General features: G+C 65.6%; 19 protein-coding genes. 12 read left to right on the forward strand and 7 right to left on the reverse strand.

What is annotated here, in order from left to right:
- Window positions 1-5: 5 nt before the first annotated feature.
- On the reverse strand, window positions 6-713 hold the full coding sequence (locus KM135_RS18475) for a phytochelatin synthase family protein (RefSeq protein ID WP_221715555.1): 708 nt from the start codon (window positions 711-713) through the stop codon (window positions 6-8).
- Window positions 714-742: 29 nt separating this feature from the next.
- Window positions 743-1,810, reverse strand: a complete 1,068-nt coding sequence (recF, locus tag KM135_RS18480) for a DNA replication/repair protein RecF (protein WP_221715556.1) — start codon at window positions 1,808-1,810, stop codon at window positions 743-745.
- A 101-nt stretch (window positions 1,811-1,911) separates the two neighbouring features.
- Here recF and KM135_RS18485 point away from each other — a divergent pair, with 101 nt between their 5' ends.
- From KM135_RS18485 to KM135_RS18520, 8 genes are all read left to right on the forward strand, one after another.
- Window positions 1,912-2,475, forward strand: coding sequence for a peroxiredoxin (locus tag KM135_RS18485; protein WP_221715557.1), 564 nt, complete (start codon window positions 1,912-1,914; stop codon window positions 2,473-2,475).
- A gap of 106 nt (window positions 2,476-2,581) precedes the next feature.
- Window positions 2,582-3,046, forward strand: a complete 465-nt coding sequence (locus KM135_RS18490) for a thermonuclease family protein (protein WP_221715558.1) — start codon at window positions 2,582-2,584, stop codon at window positions 3,044-3,046.
- A gap of 342 nt (window positions 3,047-3,388) precedes the next feature.
- Complete coding sequence (locus KM135_RS18495) at window positions 3,389-4,030, forward strand: PEPxxWA-CTERM sorting domain-containing protein (RefSeq protein WP_246606341.1); 642 nt, start codon at window positions 3,389-3,391, stop codon at window positions 4,028-4,030.
- Between the two features lie 173 nt (window positions 4,031-4,203).
- Window positions 4,204-4,791, forward strand: coding sequence for an RNA polymerase sigma factor (locus KM135_RS18500; protein WP_221715559.1), 588 nt, complete (start codon window positions 4,204-4,206; stop codon window positions 4,789-4,791).
- 11 nt (window positions 4,792-4,802) lie between these two features.
- Window positions 4,803-5,456 (forward strand): anti-sigma factor family protein, encoded by a 654-nt coding sequence (locus KM135_RS18505; RefSeq protein ID WP_221715560.1) that lies wholly within the window; start codon window positions 4,803-4,805, stop codon window positions 5,454-5,456.
- Window positions 5,456-6,640 (forward strand): S8 family peptidase, encoded by a 1,185-nt coding sequence (locus tag KM135_RS18510; protein ID WP_246606342.1) that lies wholly within the window; start codon window positions 5,456-5,458, stop codon window positions 6,638-6,640. Before KM135_RS18505 ends, KM135_RS18510 begins: the two co-directional genes overlap by 1 nt.
- A complete protein-coding gene (locus KM135_RS18515) occupies window positions 6,637-7,341 on the forward strand; it encodes a TorF family putative porin (RefSeq protein WP_221715561.1) in 705 nt (234 codons plus the stop codon). The genes KM135_RS18510 and KM135_RS18515 overlap by 4 nt, the downstream gene beginning before the upstream one ends.
- A gap of 68 nt (window positions 7,342-7,409) precedes the next feature.
- Window positions 7,410-7,757, forward strand: a complete 348-nt coding sequence (locus KM135_RS18520; RefSeq protein WP_221715562.1) for a hypothetical protein — start codon at window positions 7,410-7,412, stop codon at window positions 7,755-7,757.
- 210 nt (window positions 7,758-7,967) lie between these two features.
- On the opposite strand, the gene KM135_RS18525 is transcribed toward KM135_RS18520, so the two are convergent.
- Window positions 7,968-9,737: a DUF885 domain-containing protein gene (locus tag KM135_RS18525; RefSeq protein WP_221715563.1), complete on the reverse strand. Its 1,770-nt coding sequence runs from the start codon at window positions 9,735-9,737 to the stop codon at window positions 7,968-7,970.
- 174 nt (window positions 9,738-9,911) lie between these two features.
- Here KM135_RS18525 and KM135_RS18530 point away from each other — a divergent pair, with 174 nt between their 5' ends.
- Entirely contained in the window at window positions 9,912-10,421 is a 510-nt protein-coding gene (locus tag KM135_RS18530) for a nuclear transport factor 2 family protein (RefSeq protein WP_221715564.1), read from the forward strand.
- 129 nt (window positions 10,422-10,550) lie between these two features.
- Here KM135_RS18530 and KM135_RS18535 read toward each other — a convergent pair whose 3' ends face one another.
- A complete protein-coding gene (locus KM135_RS18535; protein ID WP_221715565.1) occupies window positions 10,551-11,054 on the reverse strand; it encodes a nuclear transport factor 2 family protein in 504 nt (167 codons plus the stop codon).
- A gap of 114 nt (window positions 11,055-11,168) precedes the next feature.
- On the opposite strand from KM135_RS18535, the gene KM135_RS18540 reads away from it, so the two are divergent.
- Window positions 11,169-11,330: a hypothetical protein gene (locus KM135_RS18540; protein WP_221715566.1), complete on the forward strand. Its 162-nt coding sequence runs from the start codon at window positions 11,169-11,171 to the stop codon at window positions 11,328-11,330.
- Window positions 11,331-11,479: 149 nt separating this feature from the next.
- On the forward strand, window positions 11,480-12,610 hold the full coding sequence (locus KM135_RS18545; RefSeq protein ID WP_221715567.1) for an aminotransferase class V-fold PLP-dependent enzyme: 1,131 nt from the start codon (window positions 11,480-11,482) through the stop codon (window positions 12,608-12,610).
- Between the two features lie 317 nt (window positions 12,611-12,927).
- On the opposite strand, the gene KM135_RS18550 is transcribed toward KM135_RS18545, so the two are convergent.
- Both KM135_RS18550 and KM135_RS18555 read right to left on the reverse strand, forming a co-directional pair.
- On the reverse strand, window positions 12,928-13,731 hold the full coding sequence (locus KM135_RS18550) for an N-acyl amino acid synthase FeeM domain-containing protein (RefSeq protein WP_246606344.1): 804 nt from the start codon (window positions 13,729-13,731) through the stop codon (window positions 12,928-12,930).
- 455 nt (window positions 13,732-14,186) lie between these two features.
- The gene (locus tag KM135_RS18555) at window positions 14,187-14,726 is read right to left on the reverse strand and encodes an FxDxF family PEP-CTERM protein (RefSeq protein WP_221715568.1); all 540 of its coding nucleotides are present in this window, start codon (window positions 14,724-14,726) and stop codon (window positions 14,187-14,189) included.
- Window positions 14,727-15,347: 621 nt separating this feature from the next.
- Between KM135_RS18555 and KM135_RS18560 the strand changes: the two genes are divergently transcribed.
- The gene (locus tag KM135_RS18560) at window positions 15,348-15,533 is read left to right on the forward strand and encodes a hypothetical protein (RefSeq protein WP_221715569.1); all 186 of its coding nucleotides are present in this window, start codon (window positions 15,348-15,350) and stop codon (window positions 15,531-15,533) included.
- A gap of 129 nt (window positions 15,534-15,662) precedes the next feature.
- Here the strand turns inward: KM135_RS18560 and KM135_RS18565 are convergent, their stop codons facing one another.
- Window positions 15,663-17,450: an ATP-binding protein gene (locus KM135_RS18565; RefSeq protein WP_221715570.1), complete on the reverse strand. Its 1,788-nt coding sequence runs from the start codon at window positions 17,448-17,450 to the stop codon at window positions 15,663-15,665.
- Between the last annotated feature and the right edge of the window lie 20 nt (window positions 17,451-17,470).

A 17,470-nucleotide genomic window follows, 5' to 3' on the forward strand; every position in this document is an offset into this window, starting at 1 on the left:
CCCGCTCACTCGGCATGCAGCAGAAGCATGCCGCGCAGGTCCCCGGTTTCCCCATCGACGGTGTTCACCGAGCGCTGCAGCCGGTCGGCGCGGACCAGATAGGGCTGGTAGTCGGCATTGACGTCGCCGATCAGCACCAGGTCCTGATCCGGCAGATAGCCCAGTATCGGCGAATGATGGCCGTGACCGCGGCCGAACAGCGGGCCGCGATGGAAATTGATGATGTAGCGCCGCTTCGGATCGTTGGTGGCGGCCATATGGCGGCGGAAATCGGCGATGGGCAGATTGCGCAGTACCTCGACCCGCTTGCCGGTGCGCTGGCGCAGCAGGTCACCCAGCGCGTCGAGTGTCAGGCCGCCCAGGAGTACACCGAACCAGGGTTCGTAATCCGTTCCGTCCAGCACGGCATCTTGTGGCATGGAGCGGCCGAGCGAGCTCAGAACGGTGGCGATACTGGCCGGGCCGCAGAAGCTCGCATTGCTCTGATGGACGATGCCCTTCGCGCGGTAGAGCTTCGCGACCGGGAGCGACCAGGCTTCGGTCATCCGCGCGCGATCGCGATAGGCCGGCTCCCGCTCGATGGAGCTGATATGGTCATATTCATTGGGCGCGAGGAGCAGGGGGCCGACGGTGAACCCGGCCGCGGCGACAAGCAGGGTCGCCAGGCCGAGGAGGATTCGCCGGATGGTCTTCGTGCCCAGCGCGCGCAACATGGGCGCTCCCTAGCACAGAACAGGCGCGGTTACACGCTGTCCACATGTCCATTGTCGACGATCAGCCGCGTCGCGGCGCCCAGGCCCTCGAACAGGCTGGCTTCGGTGCCGGTCATCCACACCTGCCCTCCGGTCGCGCGCAGCCGATCGAACAGGACGCCGCGCCGGATGGGGTCGAGATGCGCCGCCACCTCGTCGAGCAGGATGACGAGCGGACGGCCGCTGCGCGCGCGGACCAGCTCGGCATGGGCGAGGATCATGCTGAGCAGCAGCGCCTTCTGCTCGCCGGTCGAGCAGAGCGCGGCATCCTGTTCCTTGCCGAGATGGCGCACGAGGAGGTCGGCGCGATGCGGCCCGGAGAGAGTGCGTCCCGCCGCCTTGTCGCGGGACCGGCCCGAGGCGAGCGCGGCGATGAGGTCGCTCTCGCGCCCCTCCCAGCCGGACAAGGCAAGACCCGGCCGCGCGAAGAGATGCTGCGCGCTCACTGCGATCTGCGCGGCCAGTTCGGCGATGAGCGCGCGCCGCGCCGTGTCGATCGCCGCGCCATGCTCGGCCATCTGCGCTTCGAGCGCGGCAAGCCAGGCGGGATCGGCGGGCGCCTCGTCGCCGAGCAGTGCATTGCGGGCGCGCATCGCCGCCTCGTATCGCAGGCTGTGATGGGCATGCGCCGGGTCGCGCGCCAGCACCAGCCGGTCGAGGAAACGGCGACGCCCGCCGGGGCTTTCGAGAAATAGCCGGTCCATGGCCGGGGTCAGCCAGCTGATCGCCAGCTGCCCCGAGAGCGCATTGGCCGAGGCCGTCCTGCCGTCGATGCGGACCTGCCTTTTGTCCGGCGTGGCGGCGTCCGTGCCGGTGCCGACCTGTCCGTCGCCGATATGCGCAGAGATGGCGAAGCCGCCCGGCCCGCCCTGCCGCGCCATGTCACGCAAGGCCGCGCCGCGCAGGCCGCGCCCCGGCGCCAGCAGCGAAATCGCCTCGAGAATGTTGGTCTTGCCCGCGCCATTCTCGCCCGCGAGCACGATCATCGGCTCGTCCGGCGCGATGACGGCATCGGCATGATTGCGGAAATTCGTGAGGGCAAGCCGGCCGATCGCCATGGCCCGCTGGTAACCATCAACGGATGACAGGCCAAGGGCTTCTGTGGCAGAGAGGGTTGCAAGGGGAAACGGACCAACCTTCGGACATGAGGACCAGGAGCATGATGCGGATCGGAAAGACGATGTGGACAGCGGCTGCCCTCTGCGGCGTGATGATCGCGACCAGTACGCAGGCGGCACTGCCGGTCGGTGCGCAGGCGCCCGATTTCGAGACGCGCGGCGCGCTCGGCGGCAAGGTGTTCACGCTCAAGCTCTCGCAGGAGCTGAAGAAGGGGCCGGTCGTGCTCTATTTCTTCCCCGCCGCCTTCACCCCCGGCTGCACGGCCGAGGCCAAGGAATTCGCGGACATGTCCGACGAGTTCAAGAAGCATGGCGCGACCGTCATCGGCATGTCGGCCGACCCGGTCGACAAGCTCGCGCAATTCTCGACCGAGGCCTGCCGCAGCAAGTTCGCCGTCGCTTCCGCGGGCCCCAAGGTCGTCTCGGGCTATGATGTCGCACTCAAGAGCACCAATCCCGCCTTCGCCGGCAAGACCGACCGCACCTCCTATGTGATCAGCAAAGCCGGCCGCGTGGTCTATGTCCACAGCGCCATGGGCTATCAGGAGCATGTGAAGAACACGCTCGACGCGGTGAAGTCGCTGGAAGCGCCCAAGAAGAAGTAAGCGAAGGGGCGGCTGGACGTTGGTGCGGCCGCTTTTGAGCTTCCTTGGGTTGGTGATCGCGTTCGGGGCGGCGATCTGGGTTGCCAGTGTCGGGCAGCCAGCGCGGTTGACCGACAGTGATGGCGAGCGCGTCTATGTCGTCGATGGCGACACGCTGCGCATCGGCGACAGGACGCTTCGCCTGAACGGCATGGATGCCGTCGAGCTTCGCCAGCTTTGCCGCAATGCAGATGGTAGTTCATGGGCGTGCGGTCTGGAGGCGCGTGATGCGTTGACCGAGATGGTCGCTGCTGAAGGACTCGTTTGTAATGCGCGCGGATCGGCTGGATATGGCCGGGCGAGCGGCGATTGCCGGACAAACGCCTCGACATCGCTTGCCGCCGATCTCGTGACGCAAGGCTGGGCGGTCGGGGACAAGCACCAGTCGCTCGTGCGCCGGCTGGTTTCCGATGGAAAGTTTGCGGCCGAAGAAGCCGAAGCAAAGGCTGCGAAACGCGGTATCTGGCGCGGTACCTTCGACCATCCCGTGGTCTGGCGCTCCACGCATCCCCGAGAGCAGGAAGCGGACTAGCCAATTCAGCGGGGACATTTGACGGGATCACCCAATCGTGACTGCTAGCCTCTCCCGCTTGCGGGAGAGGGAGGGGCCCGCCGCGTAGCGGTGGGAGGGTGAGGGTCTTCACCGACATCTCGCCCAAAGCAGAAAAAGAAAGACCCTCACCCAACCCTCTCCCGCAAACGGGAGAGGGCTATTGCTCGTCCGCACTGCCTGAGCTCTCCTGCGCCCAATCGTGGCATCCGCCCGTCGAGCCGCGCGAAAATCGTTAACCATCTTTGAACGCCCGGCGCCATGCGCGCCACTAACCCGGTGACGCCATCGTGGGATCGGCGTCTTCCAATGGGAGATTGAAGCATGCGCAAATCGCTGATGGCCGCCGGTATCGCCGGCCTTATCCTCACTTGCACCCCAGCCCAGGCGGCCAGTGTGATCGACGCCACCGGAGATTTCCTGCCCGGCTATATCGGGCCGCATCAGGCCGATCTCGACGTCACTGCCTTCTCGGTGGGCTATGATTCGGCGAACAGCCGCTTCCTGCTCAGCGCCACGATGGCCGGGCCGATCGATCTCAATCTGGGCGGCTTCTACGTCATCGGCGTCAACACCGGACCGGCGGTCGCCCCCGGCCCGTTTGCCGGCATCGGCCAGCCGAACGTGATCTTCAACACCGTCATCATCCTGCGCAAGACCGGCGCGAGCACCGCCAACGGCAATCCGGTGACGCCATTCTTCAATGGCGCAACGGTGAGCGTCGTCGTGCCGCTGTCGCTGCTGCCTGCCGCGGCTAACGGTTTCACGCCGATGGACTTCGGCTTCAACATCTGGCCGCGCAGCGGCGCGGGCGGCGTCAACGTGATCAGCGATTTCGCGCCCGAGAACGCCAATTTGACGGCCGTGCCCGAGCCGGCGAGCTGGGCGCTCCTGCTGGCGGGCTTTGGTGCGGCAGGCGCCGCGTTGCGGTCGCGCCGTCGCATGACGACGCTTCGCTACGCCTGACCCCAGAGCCCCTGAACCGGGGGAGACCGACAACTCATCCCCGGTTCGCCCGGTCCCCTCCCACAAGGGGACCGGGCACGCGGGGATTCTCGATAAATTTCGATGCCGCTTGAACCTTCCGGAGTCGGAGGCGCACTAAGGAGGGACGAAGCAAGGGAGCGCGGCGGATCAGCGTGTCGGGCGATCGGCAAGCACGCTTTGAGCAAGGGACGTGGAGCGATGAGCCCGCGCTGCTGGTGCGCGTGCGCGCGCATGATCTGGCTGCGTTCGAGCGGCTCTACCGGCGCTATCATCCCCGCCTCAGCCGCTTCGTGACGAGCCTCGTGCGACGGCACGGGCTGGTGGAGGAAGTGGTGAACGACACGATGATGGTGCTGTGGGACAAGCCGGAAAGCTTCGGCGGCAACAGCAAGCTCTCGACCTGGCTGTTCGCCATTGCCTATCGCAAGGCGGTGAAGGCGCGGATGCGCGACGACGAGCCGGTGGCGGACGAGGAGGCGGCCGAGCGCGCCGACGACGATGCCGCCCCGCCGGACCGGGACTTCGGTCGCCAGCGCACCGCCGCGATCCTGCAGGGCGCGATCGGGGAACTCTCGCCCGATCATCGCGCGGTCGTGCATCTCACCTACTTCCAGGAGATCGGTTATCGGGAGATCGCCGACATTCTCGGTTGCCCGGTCGATACGGTGAAGACACGGATGTTTCATGCGCGCCGGCATTTGCGGCGCAAGCTTTCGGGCGAACTGGCGGACTGGATATAGGCAGAAGACGAATGAGCAATGTCATTCCCCTGCATGGCGATCCGCACGAGACGGCGCAGCGGCTGCTGCCCTGGTATGTGACGGGCACGCTGGATGCGGCCGAGCATCGGCTGGTCGAGGATCATCTCGCGCATTGCGCCGAGTGCGCCGCGGACCTTGCGGGAGAGGAGCGGCTGCGCGCCGAAGTGGCGGCGCTGCCGGATGCGCCGCCAGAAAGACCTGCTGCTCAGTGGGAGTTGCTGCGCGAGCGCGCGCTGGCCTCCGCCGCGTCGTCGCGGCGCGGGACGAGCTGGTGGTCCGCCTTGCCGACCGGCCGGCGCATTGCTCTCGCGGCCGCGAGCCAGGCGGCGCTCGTTCTGCTCGGCATCGGCGTCTATGACCGGCTGCGCCAGCCCGCCGGAGGCGACTATCACACGCTGAGCGCGCCATCGGCCAAGGGGGAGCAAGGCGGCAACATCATCGTGATCTTCCGTCCCGACAGCCCGGAACAGGCCTTCCGTGCGACGATCGATGCGGTCGGCGCGCGGCTGGTCGATGGACCGACGGCGGCAGGCGCCTATGTGCTCGCCGTGCCGAACGGACGGCGCGAGGCGGCGCTGGCGACGCTGCGCAAGCGCGCCGACATCGTGCTCGCCCAGCCGATCGACGGCGAGCGCGCGGAGTGATGACGATGCGCCGGCTTGGCCTGCTCTTGGCCGGTCTGCTGGCGCTCCTGGCGATGCCCGTTCGTGCGGAGACACCGGAGCCCGCCGAGCGGCAGATCATGGTCATGCTACGCCTCGCCCCGCCGCATCTGCGCGCCGGGCCGGACTATGGCGGCGGCTATGGCGACGATGCAGCGCAGGGCGGCCGCACGCGCATCGCCGCGCGGCTCGCCAGGGCGCACGGGCTGACCCTGGAGCAGAACTGGCCGATGCCGATGCTCGGCGTCGACTGCTTCATCATGACAGTGCGCGATGCGCGCTCGACACAGGATGCCGCCGATGCGGTCGCCAAAGACCCGGCCGTCGCCTGGTCGGAGCCGGTCGCGCTCTATGAGGCGCAAGCGGCGGCGAGCCATGACGATGCATTGTTCGCTGCCCAGCCTGCGGCGCGGGCGTGGCAACTTGAAGCGCTGCACGGCCGGTTGACCGGGCGCGGCGTGCCGGTCGCGGTGATCGACAGCGGCGTGGACGCGGCGCATCCCGATCTCGCCGGGCAAGTCGCCCTCTCGCGCAATTTCGCGCCGGGCGCCGCGGCGGCCGAGGCGCATGGCACGGCGGTCGCGGGCGTGATCGCGGCGCGGGCGGGCAACAAGGTCGGCATTGCCGGGGTGGCGCCGGGCGCCCGCATCCTCGCCTTGCGCGCCTGCTGGCAGCGTGGCGAGCGGACGGTCTGCGACAGCCTCAGCCTCGCCAAGGCGATCCAGTTCGCGATCGAGCGCAAGGCGCCGGTCATCAACATGAGCCTCGCGGGGCCACCCGGTCGCCTGCTCGCGACCTTGCTGCGCATGGGGCTGGACAAGGGGCTGACCGTCGTCGCGGCCTATGACCCGGTGCTGGCGGACGGAGGCTTTCCCGCTTCGTTGCCCGGTGTGATCGCCGTGACCGACAAGGATGGCAGCGGCGGCGCGCGCTCTGTATACAGCGCCCCGGGACGCGACATACCCGCGCCTCAACCGGGGGGGAGATGGTCTCTCGTCGATGGCAGCTCCTTCTCGGCGGCGCATGTGAGCGGCCTGTTCGCGCTTATGCGCGAGGGGCGGGCGACCAGGCTGCGTCTGGCCTCGAGCCGGCCGGACGGCGGGGTGATCGATATCTGCGCGACATTCGGCGTCGAAGGCTGTGGTGCGACCGGGTCCGCCCGGTGAGTCTGCGCCTTCGCGGCCTCGTGGCCGGGATGATCCTCCTCGCGGGAGCGCCCGCCACGGCGCAGCTCAATCTCGGTGCCAGCCTCACCAGCGATTATCGCCTGCGCGGCTATTCGCTGAGCCATGGCCGTCCGGCGGCGAGCGCCCGCATCGGCTATGACGATGCCTCCGGGCTGTTCGCGGACGGCACGGCCATCGTCTTTCTCGCGCCGGACGACAGCCTCAAATGGATGGGCGGTATCGTCGCGCTTGGCTATGCGCGGCGCTTGCGTGGTGGGCTGTCGGTCGATGCGGGCGTGCTGCGCGCGCAATTCTCCCCGCAATCGAGCTTGGGTCGCGATGGCGGCTACACGGAAATCTTCGCCGGGCTGAGCGGCCGCTCGCTGGCGGCGCGCATCGCCTATTCGCCCGATTATTTCCGCCCCGGCATCGCCACACTCTATGGCCGGGTCGAGGCGATGGCACGTCCGCTGCCTGGCTGGCGCCTCTCCGGCCATGTCGGGGCGCTCACCCGCCTGTCAGGCACCCCCGCCTTCCCGATCGCGCGCACGCAATATGACTGGCGTGCGGGCGTCATCCATCTGCTTGGCCCGGTCGAACTGGATGCCAGCCTCTCCGGCGGCGGCCCCAATTGGGACTATTACGGCGCGCAAACCCATAGCAAGACTGCGCTAGTCGGAACTGTGCGGGTGAGTTTCTAGCGATGGCGGCCCGGCTCAGCCCGCTGCTTCTGCTATCCGCTGTCGGACTGGCGACGACAGGATGCGCTATGTCTCGCACCGAGGAGGTCGACGCGGAAATCAATCACGACATCCTGCCTTATGCCTGTGACGACGTGGTCGTCATCGGCCGTATCAAGAGCCGCACCTATCGTCCTATCGAGGATCCCGACGACATTCTTGGCCATGGCTGGATCGACGCCGATATCATCGTGAGGAGGGTAGTCAAGGGATCGAAGCTGCCGTTCCGCTTGCCGGTGAAATATATAGCGCACGTCAATATACGCAGCGATCGCGACTTCATGTTCGTCCTCACTGGCGACAGGAAAGAAGGCTTCGAGATACAAATCGCTCAACTCATGGACGCGCGGCCGCGGCTTGCTGCGACGTGTGAGTGATCGGAGACAAGCCGGGGTAGGAACCGCGGGACATCGACAAAAATCGCTGTCCTACAGCCCCCGACCCTTGGCACTCTGGACCAAGCTCTTTCTCAGGTCCGAAAATCCCTTCCCCGGCCACCAATGCCGAAGCAGAACTATGCTCGATAGTGTGACCTTCGTGTGACTTTTGGCCCTGCGTCGAGCTTCGCTGGGCGATGTCGATCCGCCCTAAGCCTTCGCCTTCTCCGCCGCGATCCAGTCGTCGATCTGGCGCTCCAGTACATCGAGCGGCAGGGCGCCCTGACCGAGTATGGCGTCGTGGAAGCCCTTGATGTCGAACCGGTCGCCGAGCGCTTTCTCGGCGCGGGCGCGCAGTTCGCGAATCTTGAGCTCGCCGAGCTTGTAGCCGAGCGCCTGGCCCGGCCAGCTGATGTAGCGATTGACCTCGGCATCGATGTTCGCGGCGCTGAGCGCGGTGTGCTCGGTCATGAAGGCGACGGCCTGTTCCTTGGTCCAGCCCTTGGCGTGGATGCCGGTGTCGACGACCAGCCGCGAGGCGCGCCACATCTCGTAGGAGAGGCGGCCGAACTGCTTCTCGGGCGTGTCGTACAGCCCCATCTCGATGCCGATCCGCTCGCTGTAGAGTCCCCAGCCTTCGACGAAGGCGGTGAAGCCGGCGAGATATTTGCGTTGCGGAGAGAGCGTCAGCTCCTGCTGGAGTGCGATCTGGTTGTGATGGCCCGGCACTGCCTCATGCGCGGTGAGCGCGGGCAGCTCCCAGAGCGGGCGCTGATCGAGCTTCGAGGTGTTCACATAATAATTGCCGGCAATGCCAGTGTCCGGGCTGCCCGAACTGTAATAGGCCGTGGTCGTGCCCTCGGCGATCTCGGCCGGGATTTCGCGCAGGCCATAGGGCAGGCGCGGCAGCCGGCCGAAATAGCCCGGCATCTTGCCATCGATCGTCTTGGCGACGCGCGCGGCGGCCTGCATCAGCTCCTCGGGCGTCTTGGCATAATATTTGGGATCGGTGCGCAGCAGCTTCACGAAGGACGCCTTGTCCGCATAGCCGGCGCTCTTCGCGACCTGCGCCATCTCCGCCTCGATCCGCGCGACCTCGTCGAGGCCGATCTTGTGGATCTGGTCCGGCGTCAGGCTGGTCGTCGTCTCGACGCGCACGCGATAGGCATAATAAGCCGGGCCGCCCGGCTGGGCCGAGACGCTCGCCACTTTCACGCAATGCGGCAGATAGTCCTTCACGAGGAAGTCCGCCGCCTTGGTGTAGGCCGGGTTGAGCTTGCCGGTGATGACCGCCTTCGCCTCGGCCTGCATGGCGGACCAGTCGGCTTCGCTGACGGCATTGGGGCGATTGGCGGCGAAGGGCGCATAGAAGCGCGACTTGACCGGGTCTGCGACGATGACGCCGCGCACCGAGCGCTCGAGCCCGCCGAGCGTCATGCAGGGCTGGACATATTTCTGCGCGATGGCTTGCTTCGTGATCGCGATCAGCTCGTCGCTATAGGCGGGGATCAGGGCAAGGCGCTTGAGATAATTCTGATAGTCGAGCTTCGTCGTGAAAGCGACATCCTCGCCCATCCCGGCAAAGCCCTGCCAGGGCGAATAGTAGCTGGTGAACAGGATGACGCGCTGGCCGAAGCCATTGCCTTCGATGTCCTCGCTCAGCATGCGGCGCAGGATCAGCCGGTCGACCTTCTCGGCCGCGCTGAGGTCGGTCTCCGGGATCGCATCCAGCCGCGCGAGGAAGCGCTTCTCGTCCTCCGCACGCGCATCGGCGCCACGCAGCGTCGGGTCGCCGAGCTTATCGTCATAGCGCTTGTCGCCCACCGAACTGGCGAGCCGGGGCGATTGCGCCAGCGACCATTGCCAGTGATCGTCCATCAATGACTTGAGGTCGCTCGACGGCGTCGCGAGGGCAGGGGCGGTGATCGGCGCTGCGAGCAGGGCCAGTGTCGTCGCGAGCCTGCGGATCATATGGGGCATGGGTCCTCCCGAGAATGAGTCGTGCCGGAACCTTAGCGTTCTGAGCCGGAAATGCGACGCGCCACATAAATCCTCCACTGCCCTTGCAGGGGAGGATTTTGCGCGCGCGATCCATCTTGCCAGTCCCGCAAATCCGGCTAAACTGATACTAAACATGTTAAGGAGTGGATGGCGATGAGCGATACGTTGGAAGCCGACAACACGCAGGCGATGCTGCAAATGGTGCTCGACCGCATGGCGATCGAGGAGTTGTTCGTCCGCTATTATTCCGGCCTCGGCACGGGCGATCATGAAGGGTTTGGCGGCTTCTTCACCGATGACGATCCGGAGCTGGACGTGAACGGCGTCATCTGCCGCAGCGCGGACGACATCACCAGGCTTTACCGTGACGTGGCGCAGGACAAGCCCAATCTCACCGGCACGTTCCGCATGATCCTCAGCAACCTCATCATCGACGTGCAGGGCGACACCGCCAAGGCGCAGATGCTCTGGACGCAGACCTTGAACGACACGGTCAAGGCGCCGCCGCGCCTGATCGAGCAGGGTCGCGAATATGATCTGCTGGTCAAGAAAGCCGGCCGCTGGAAGATCAAGAAGCGCGTCGTCATCGCCGACTCGAACCTGCCGGACATGATGGACACGACCTATACGCCGCGGGCGGATTATTCGCTGGCGTCGCTGTAAGGGCACTCATTAGCCCCTCTCCTTCAGGGGAGGGGTTTGGGTGGGGCTGAACGGTCCAGTTATTCGCTGCGCGAGCGATGCTGGCGCATCGCCCCCCCCCTCCCCTGAAGGGGAGGGGTTAGAAGGAGGTCAAGCCATCTCCGCTTTCTGTCCCCAGGCGCGCTTCTCGCCCTGCCAGGGCACCTGTCCGTTGATCCACAGGTCCACATAGACGCTCTTGAAGCGCCATTCCCCGTCGCTTTCCTTCACGGCCAGCGTGTCCCAGGTGCCCATGCCGAAGACGCGGTTCTCGAAGGTGACGACGTCATGCTGGAGGATCGACCAGAAGCATTTGATGCGCACGCCCGGCCGGTCGCCCTGGCCCTCGGCGCCGGTCTCCGGCGACATCAGGATCTGGCTCATGCGGTGCTGGCGGCCGAGATAATGATCCGGCTTGTCGTACCAGAGCGAGTCCGTCGCGCGCCGGAGGCCCTCGCGGCCATGGCAGCGACCCTGCGGCCAGTGCTCCAGCCAGCCATCCTCGGCGAACGTGCCCGCATAGCCCTCGAAATCGCCGGTATCGAGCGCCCAGGCGTAACGCGCCATCAGTTCCTCGATCTCGACGCGGTCTTCCAGCGATACCTTGAGCGCCATCCTCTCTCTCCTGCTGATGCTGCTATCGGGTGACATAGTCCGCGCCCGGATCGTCGCGGTCAAGCGGCCCGCTCAGCTGAACGCAAGCTAACCAACAAATTAAGGATTCGGTAAGTGGCCGCGCGTTACTCTTCCTTCATTGTCTGGAAGGAACTGGCGATGCTGGATCGGATGCTGGGCGAACCCCGTGGTGCGAAGATGGTGGAACTGGGCCTGATGATGGCCCTCGTCTCGCTGGCCACGCTCATCGCCGTCATTTCCGTCGCTTTGGTCTGAGGCCCGCGACGTTCCCTGCCGCCTCAGCGCGAGGCCGGCCCGGTCGCATCCGGCGGCCCTATGAAGAAAAGCTTGCCCCCGCTCGCGCCATCTTGGGTTTGACTGCGCCGCCCTAACGTGAAAACGGGCCTCCGACAGAGGAGATGCCCATGCCCGCGCTGCGCAACGATATCGATCCCGACGGCCTGCTCGAATATTCGGTCGTGTTCACCGATCGCTCGCTCAATCATATGAGCCAGTCGTTCCAGGGCGTGATGCGCGACATTCATGGTATGCTGTGCGCGGTCTATCATGCCGAGCGCGCCGTGGTCGTGCCCGGTGGCGGCACCTATGCAATGGAAGCGGTCGCCCGCCAGTTCGCGACGGATGCCAAGGTGATGGTCATCCGCAACGGCTTCTTCTCCTATCGCTGGACGCAGATCTTCGAGGTCGGGTCGATCCCCGCTCAGGAGATCGTGATGAAGGCGCGCCGCATCGGCAATGGCGCGGCCGACGCGCCGTTCGCGCCCGCGCCGATCGACGAGGTCGTTGCCGCCATCCGCGCCGAGCGCCCGGCGCTGGTCTTCGCGCCGCATGTGGAGACCGCTTCGGGCATGATCCTGCCGGAGGACTATCTCCGCGCCGTCGCCGATGCCGTCCATGAGGTCGGCGGCTTGTTCGTGCTGGATTGCGTGGCCTCGGGCTGCGTCTGGGTCGATATGGAGAAGACCGGCGTCGACGTCCTCATCTCCGCGCCGCAAAAGGGCTGGTCCGCGCCGCCCTCGGCCGGTCTGGTGATGCTCAATGCGGCAGCGCTGGAAAAGACGCGCGCGACCAGATCGACCAGCTTCGCGGCCGATCTCGGCAAATGGAACAGCATCATGGAAGCCTATCTGGGCGGCGGCCATGCCTATCATGCGACGATGCCGACCGATGCGCTGCGCGTGTTACGCAATGCGATGATCGAGACGAAGGAAATCGGCTTCGAGACGCTCGCTGCCGCGCAATGGGAACAGGGCAATCAAGTGCGCGCGATGCTCGCGTCGCGTGGGGTGCGCTCCGTCGCGGCCGATGGCTTCGGCGCGCCCGGCGTGGTCGTGGTGTTCACCGACGATCCCGAGCTGCAGACTGGCCGGAAGTTCGCCGCGCTCGGGCTGCAGATCGCCGCCGGTGTACCGCTTATGGTCGATGAAGGGCCGGACTATAAGAGCTTCCGCATCGGGCTTTTCGGGCTCGACAAGCTCAGGGACGTGCCGGGCAGCCTGGCGCGCCTGCAAGCTGCCTTCGACCAGCTGTTCTGATCAGTATAGTTGCGGAAAATGCAGGCGGGATCGTTCTGCGTGCAGCATAGATCGTCAGCACGACACTATGCAGCACATACAATCATGATGGCGCAAATTCTTCTCTAGATGAGCATGAACAAGGCTCATGCATAGATGGGTTATCTTGCTGGGAACTTTCGAGCTGTCCTTGCGTTATATCAACGTCATGTGACCCACTCGGGCAATCTCCCACAGCCCGACAAGCGGACCGTGACATGTTGGCGGGAGCGACTTTTCCCGAAGTGAGTCGCTCCCGCTCTTCTTTTCGAAAGCAGGAAATCCGCCGGTTCGTCGGCTCAGGCGCGCGCCTCGAAGGGCTGCGGGCCGAGCGCGTGGCTGGCCATCATCGCGACGGAGAGCCGCTCGACGACATCGCGCTGGTCCGAATGCGAGAGGAAGAGGGGATAGAGCGAACGGCTGCTGGCGCTGTCCTCGCGCCCCGCGAACTCGCTGATGCGCGCCGCGATGTCCGCGACCTTGAGCCACATGAGCTGCGACGGCGCATCCACGCTCTTGTTGGTCTTGAGCGGGCCGATCGGCGTGAAGCCCAGCATCGCCTCGTAGAAGCGGCGGTGGCGCGGATTGACCTCGATGAACAGGTCCGTGCAGCGGTGGCGGCGCTTTCCGTAGAGAAAGACGATGTGGAAGAGCGAAGCCATGAGCTTGCGCGAGGGCATCTCGGTGTCGAAGGCAAGCTTGGTCAGCTCGCAGACGCTGGCGCCGGGCACGCGGCGGAAGGTGTTGATCTCGTCACGGAAGATCCCGTCGGCGGCGAGGCCCGCGGGCGAATCCACCGCCAGGGTGATCGTGCCGACCACCTGGTCGTCCAGCGCGGCGAGGAATGTGGAGTGGCGATCGCTCGCCGGAATGCTGTGCTCGCATCCATAGCCGCGCCAGTCGTACATCTTGTTGATGAGCAGCCGCGCAAGATCGCGCTCGGCGTCGCACGTCGCGAGGCGGACCTCGAGTTGCTTCACCTCGCCGTCATGGCCGGCATTGATCACCGGCGTCGAATAGACGGGGCTGTGACCGGTCCCGCAATAATGGCTTGAAAATGTCTCGCCGACGAAATCCGGGCGAAGCGGCTGCATGAACGACATGGGCGACCCTATCTTTGCCTCGACGGTCGGCGCACGATGTCGCCCTGCAAAGCGCTGCGCTTTGCAAGCCGGATCATCCTGAAGGTGAACGAAGCCCCCGTCCCCCGACTGTCTGTAAATATGCCGAAGACGCCTTTGACGCCCGATCGGCCATGCCGGATTGTGACCTGTACTACCCGCCCGGATAAGGCTTTTTGTTTTTAGCGAGCAGAGAGGTCCCGCCCCTGCACGAGAGGCAAGTAAGCAGGGAAAAAGTTAATTTTCTATTTCCAAGTGACCGCCGGGCGGCGAAGCGTTGTCGTGATGAGACGAGTAATTTGCCGCATCAACGCTATGTTCACTAGTGGACAAAAATGGCGAAAATCAGCCCTCTGGGCGCGGCGGGGCGATGCCGAATCCCTGAACGGGAGGAAGGCGGGATATGAGCCGCCGTGCGCGGCGGCTCACCCGGTCCCTTAAGAGAACGATACTCGCATCGGGCGGCGACGCACGGCAGCGCCGACGGCCGCGAAGCCTGCAATCATCAGCGCCCAGGAGGCCGGCTCCGGAATTGCGACGGCCGTGAAGGTCGCCGTACCGGAATAGAGGCCCGAGCCGGTAACTTCACCGATCACGCGGATCGTGTTCAGCACGCCGTTGATGATCGGAATGCCGCCCACGGAGCGCGACTGGCCGTTCGGCTCGTCGATCAGGGCATAGGACACGCCGTTGATGATGAGGTCCGTGATCACCAGCTTGTTCGCCGAACCGCTGGAGAAGCTCGTCGAGATCGAGCCGCTGCCGAAGCCGTCCTGCGGAATGGTGAATTCGAACGTGTCATCGAACGCGCCGCTCGAGCTGAACGAATTGTAGAAGAACGCCGTGATTGACGGCGTGAAAGGCGTTCCGTTGGTGATCTGGAAATTCGGATCACCCACATTGAACGTTGTGGCTTGTGCCGCCGGGGCAATAGCCAGGGCGAGAGCGAAGGCGCTCGCCGCGAAAAACTTATTCATATCGTAGTCTCCCATCGTTCTCCCACGGAGCGGCCCATCGTGCGACGGATGTTGCTCGCTCCCACTCGATACGAAGTTCCCGCGGAAACGATCCCGCACCGCGGAAAATATTTTTAACCTCTCCCGTTTACCACATCGGCCGAGCCGCGTTTGACTTGCCTTCTCAAACCGTTGAGGTCTGTCGGGCGGCCGATTTCCGGCCTTTCCGGCGTTCATTGCATTTGTGCAATCGCAACATGAAAGGGCTGGTCCGCTCTTGCCCGGCACATGTCGGACACCCTCGAGATCGAGGCTCCGACAGCCTAGCCCGGGATCGCCCCGGTCAGTTGCAGTTGCACTTGCGAACCCTTGAAACCGTCAAGCGGGCCATCATGCCTCGCTTCCGGTTCTTGCACGGAATCGGCGTCGTTGCGTCGAGTCTCGTGCTTGCTACAGCTTTATCACGAGCCGCCCGGCGACCCAAATACATCCTGCCTGTTTAATCTAACCGTTTGTCGATATTCGTTAATCCGGTCACTATCGCACATAGTTGCCGATGCGTCTGGTTGCGCACCAACCGCCGGGCTGGCACAATTTCGCGAAGGCGCTAGGCTCTGTGCAAACACAGCAGGAGAGCGATGCATGTTCGTGAAGTTCACCAGCCCGGACCGCGTGCCGGTTGCCGTCAACGCCACGCAGATTTCCTTCATTTCCAGCGTCGAGGAAGGCACGCGCATCCGCTTTGGCGAGGGGCGCAGCGTGACCGTGGTCGAGCCGCTCGACGAGATCATGGACCGGCTGAACCGGACGAACGCGCTGCCGGGATAGCGAGCGCACGCTTTCAAGCGGGGGGGCCGACGAACATACGCCGGTCCCTCGCGTGCCCCGGGCTGCGCCGAAAAACGACCGGAAGGCAAAGGCAGTCACCGCGCAAAGCCGCCCGCTTCGCCGCCCCGATCAGCCGATCAGCGACTGCATCTTCTCGACCAGCGCCTGCTTGCGGAACGGCTTGCTGATGAACGGCAGCGGCTCGCCGGCGTCGTCGCCGGCGGGCGCGGCGCCGGACATCAGCAGCACCGGCATGTCCGGATAACGGCTGCGCAGCTCGGTCGCGAGCTGCTGTCCGCTCATCTGGCCCGGCATGTCGACATCGGTCACCGCTATGTCGAACTGTCGGCCATCGGCAGCCTCCAGCGCCGCGTTCGCGCCTTCCGCTCCGACCACATCCCAGCCGTCGCTTGCCAGGCCCTCCATGACGGCGCGGAGCACTGCCGGATTGTCGTCGATCAGCAGCACCGAATAGGATCGGCCGGGCGCGGCCTGCATCCTGTCGTCCCCGGCGGCGGCGAGCGCGGCATCGGCGGCGGGCAGGAAGATGGTCACGCAGGTGCCTTCGCCAACCCTGCTGTCAATCCGCCCGAAGCCGCCGGACTGGCGCGCGAAGCCATAGACTTGCGAGAGGCCGAGGCCCGTGCCGCCGCGATCCGCCCTGGTCGTGAAGAACGGTTCGAAGGCGCGCTCCAGCGTCTCGGGCGCCATGCCTGTGCCGGTATCGCGCACCGCGACCGCGATATAGTCGCCCGGCGGCGTATCGGTGCCCTTGAGCGCGTCGCCCGCCAGCGGCACGACCGAGACCGACACGCTGATGACGCCGCCCCGGGGCATCGCATCGCGCGCATTGACGATGAGATTGAGCAAGGCCGCCTGGAACTGCGGCACATCGATGCTGGCGACGGCGGACGGCGCGGCGAGGGCGAACTCGACCCGCGTCGAGCCGCTGACCGCATGCAGCAGCAGGTCGCGGAAATTGCTGACCGTCTCGGTGATGTTGACGTGCTGCGGCTCCAGCGTCCGCTTGCGGGCGAAGGCGAGCAGCCGGGCCAGCAGATCGGCCCCCGATTCCGCCGCGCCCATGGCCGAGAGCGCGAGCGCCTTGACGCGCCTCTCCCGGCTGCTTGCGGCAATCATGTCGAGATCGTTGATGATGACGGTCAGGATGTTGTTGAAATCATGCGCGAGCCCGCCGGTCAGATTGCCGAGTGCGTCCATCTTCTGCGACTGGAGCAGCGCTTCGGACGTGTCGCGATGATCCGCGATCTCGCGCGAGAGGCGCTGGTTGGTGGCATCGAGCTCGCCGGCGCGCATCTCCACCGCGATCGCCAGCGCCTGCGCGCGGGCGAATTCGCGGCTGAACAGGGCGCCGGTGAACGTCATGGTCGCGATGAACGCCAGCGTCATGATCGCGGCGGCATATCCCTGCAGCGTGTCCTGCATCAGCAGCGCGATGGCGAGCGGCATCGAGGCGGGCACGGTGAAGGCGAGGGCGGTTGGCAGATGCGCGGCATGGAGCGAGGTTGCGCCGGCCGTCATGCCGCCGATGACGAACGCCCAGAACCAGAGATAGGACGAGAAGTCGCTGAACGGCAGAACCGGCCCCAGGCCCCAGAGCAGGCCTGCGCCGAAGGACCCGGCGACCGAGAGGATCTCCCACCGTTTTATGCGGTCCTTTCGGGCGGGATCGCGGCGGAACCGGACATAGAGCATGATCCGCGCGGCCGAGAGCGCCACGACCAGCCCCAGCCATTCGAGCGCGCCATGCGCCATGCCCCGGTCGGTGATGACGGCGACCAGCAGCCCTGCATTGAGGACATTGACGACGGAGGTGCCGAGCAGCCGCGAATAGATGGTGGAGACCGCTTCGAAGCGGGCCGCTTCCCGGACGTCGGGTGACAGGATCTGGGCCATCGCTCGCTCCGCACAACATC

The organism is Sphingobium xanthum (assembly GCF_019737615.1).
Taxonomy (GTDB): Bacteria; Pseudomonadota; Alphaproteobacteria; order Sphingomonadales; family Sphingomonadaceae; genus Sphingobium; species Sphingobium xanthum.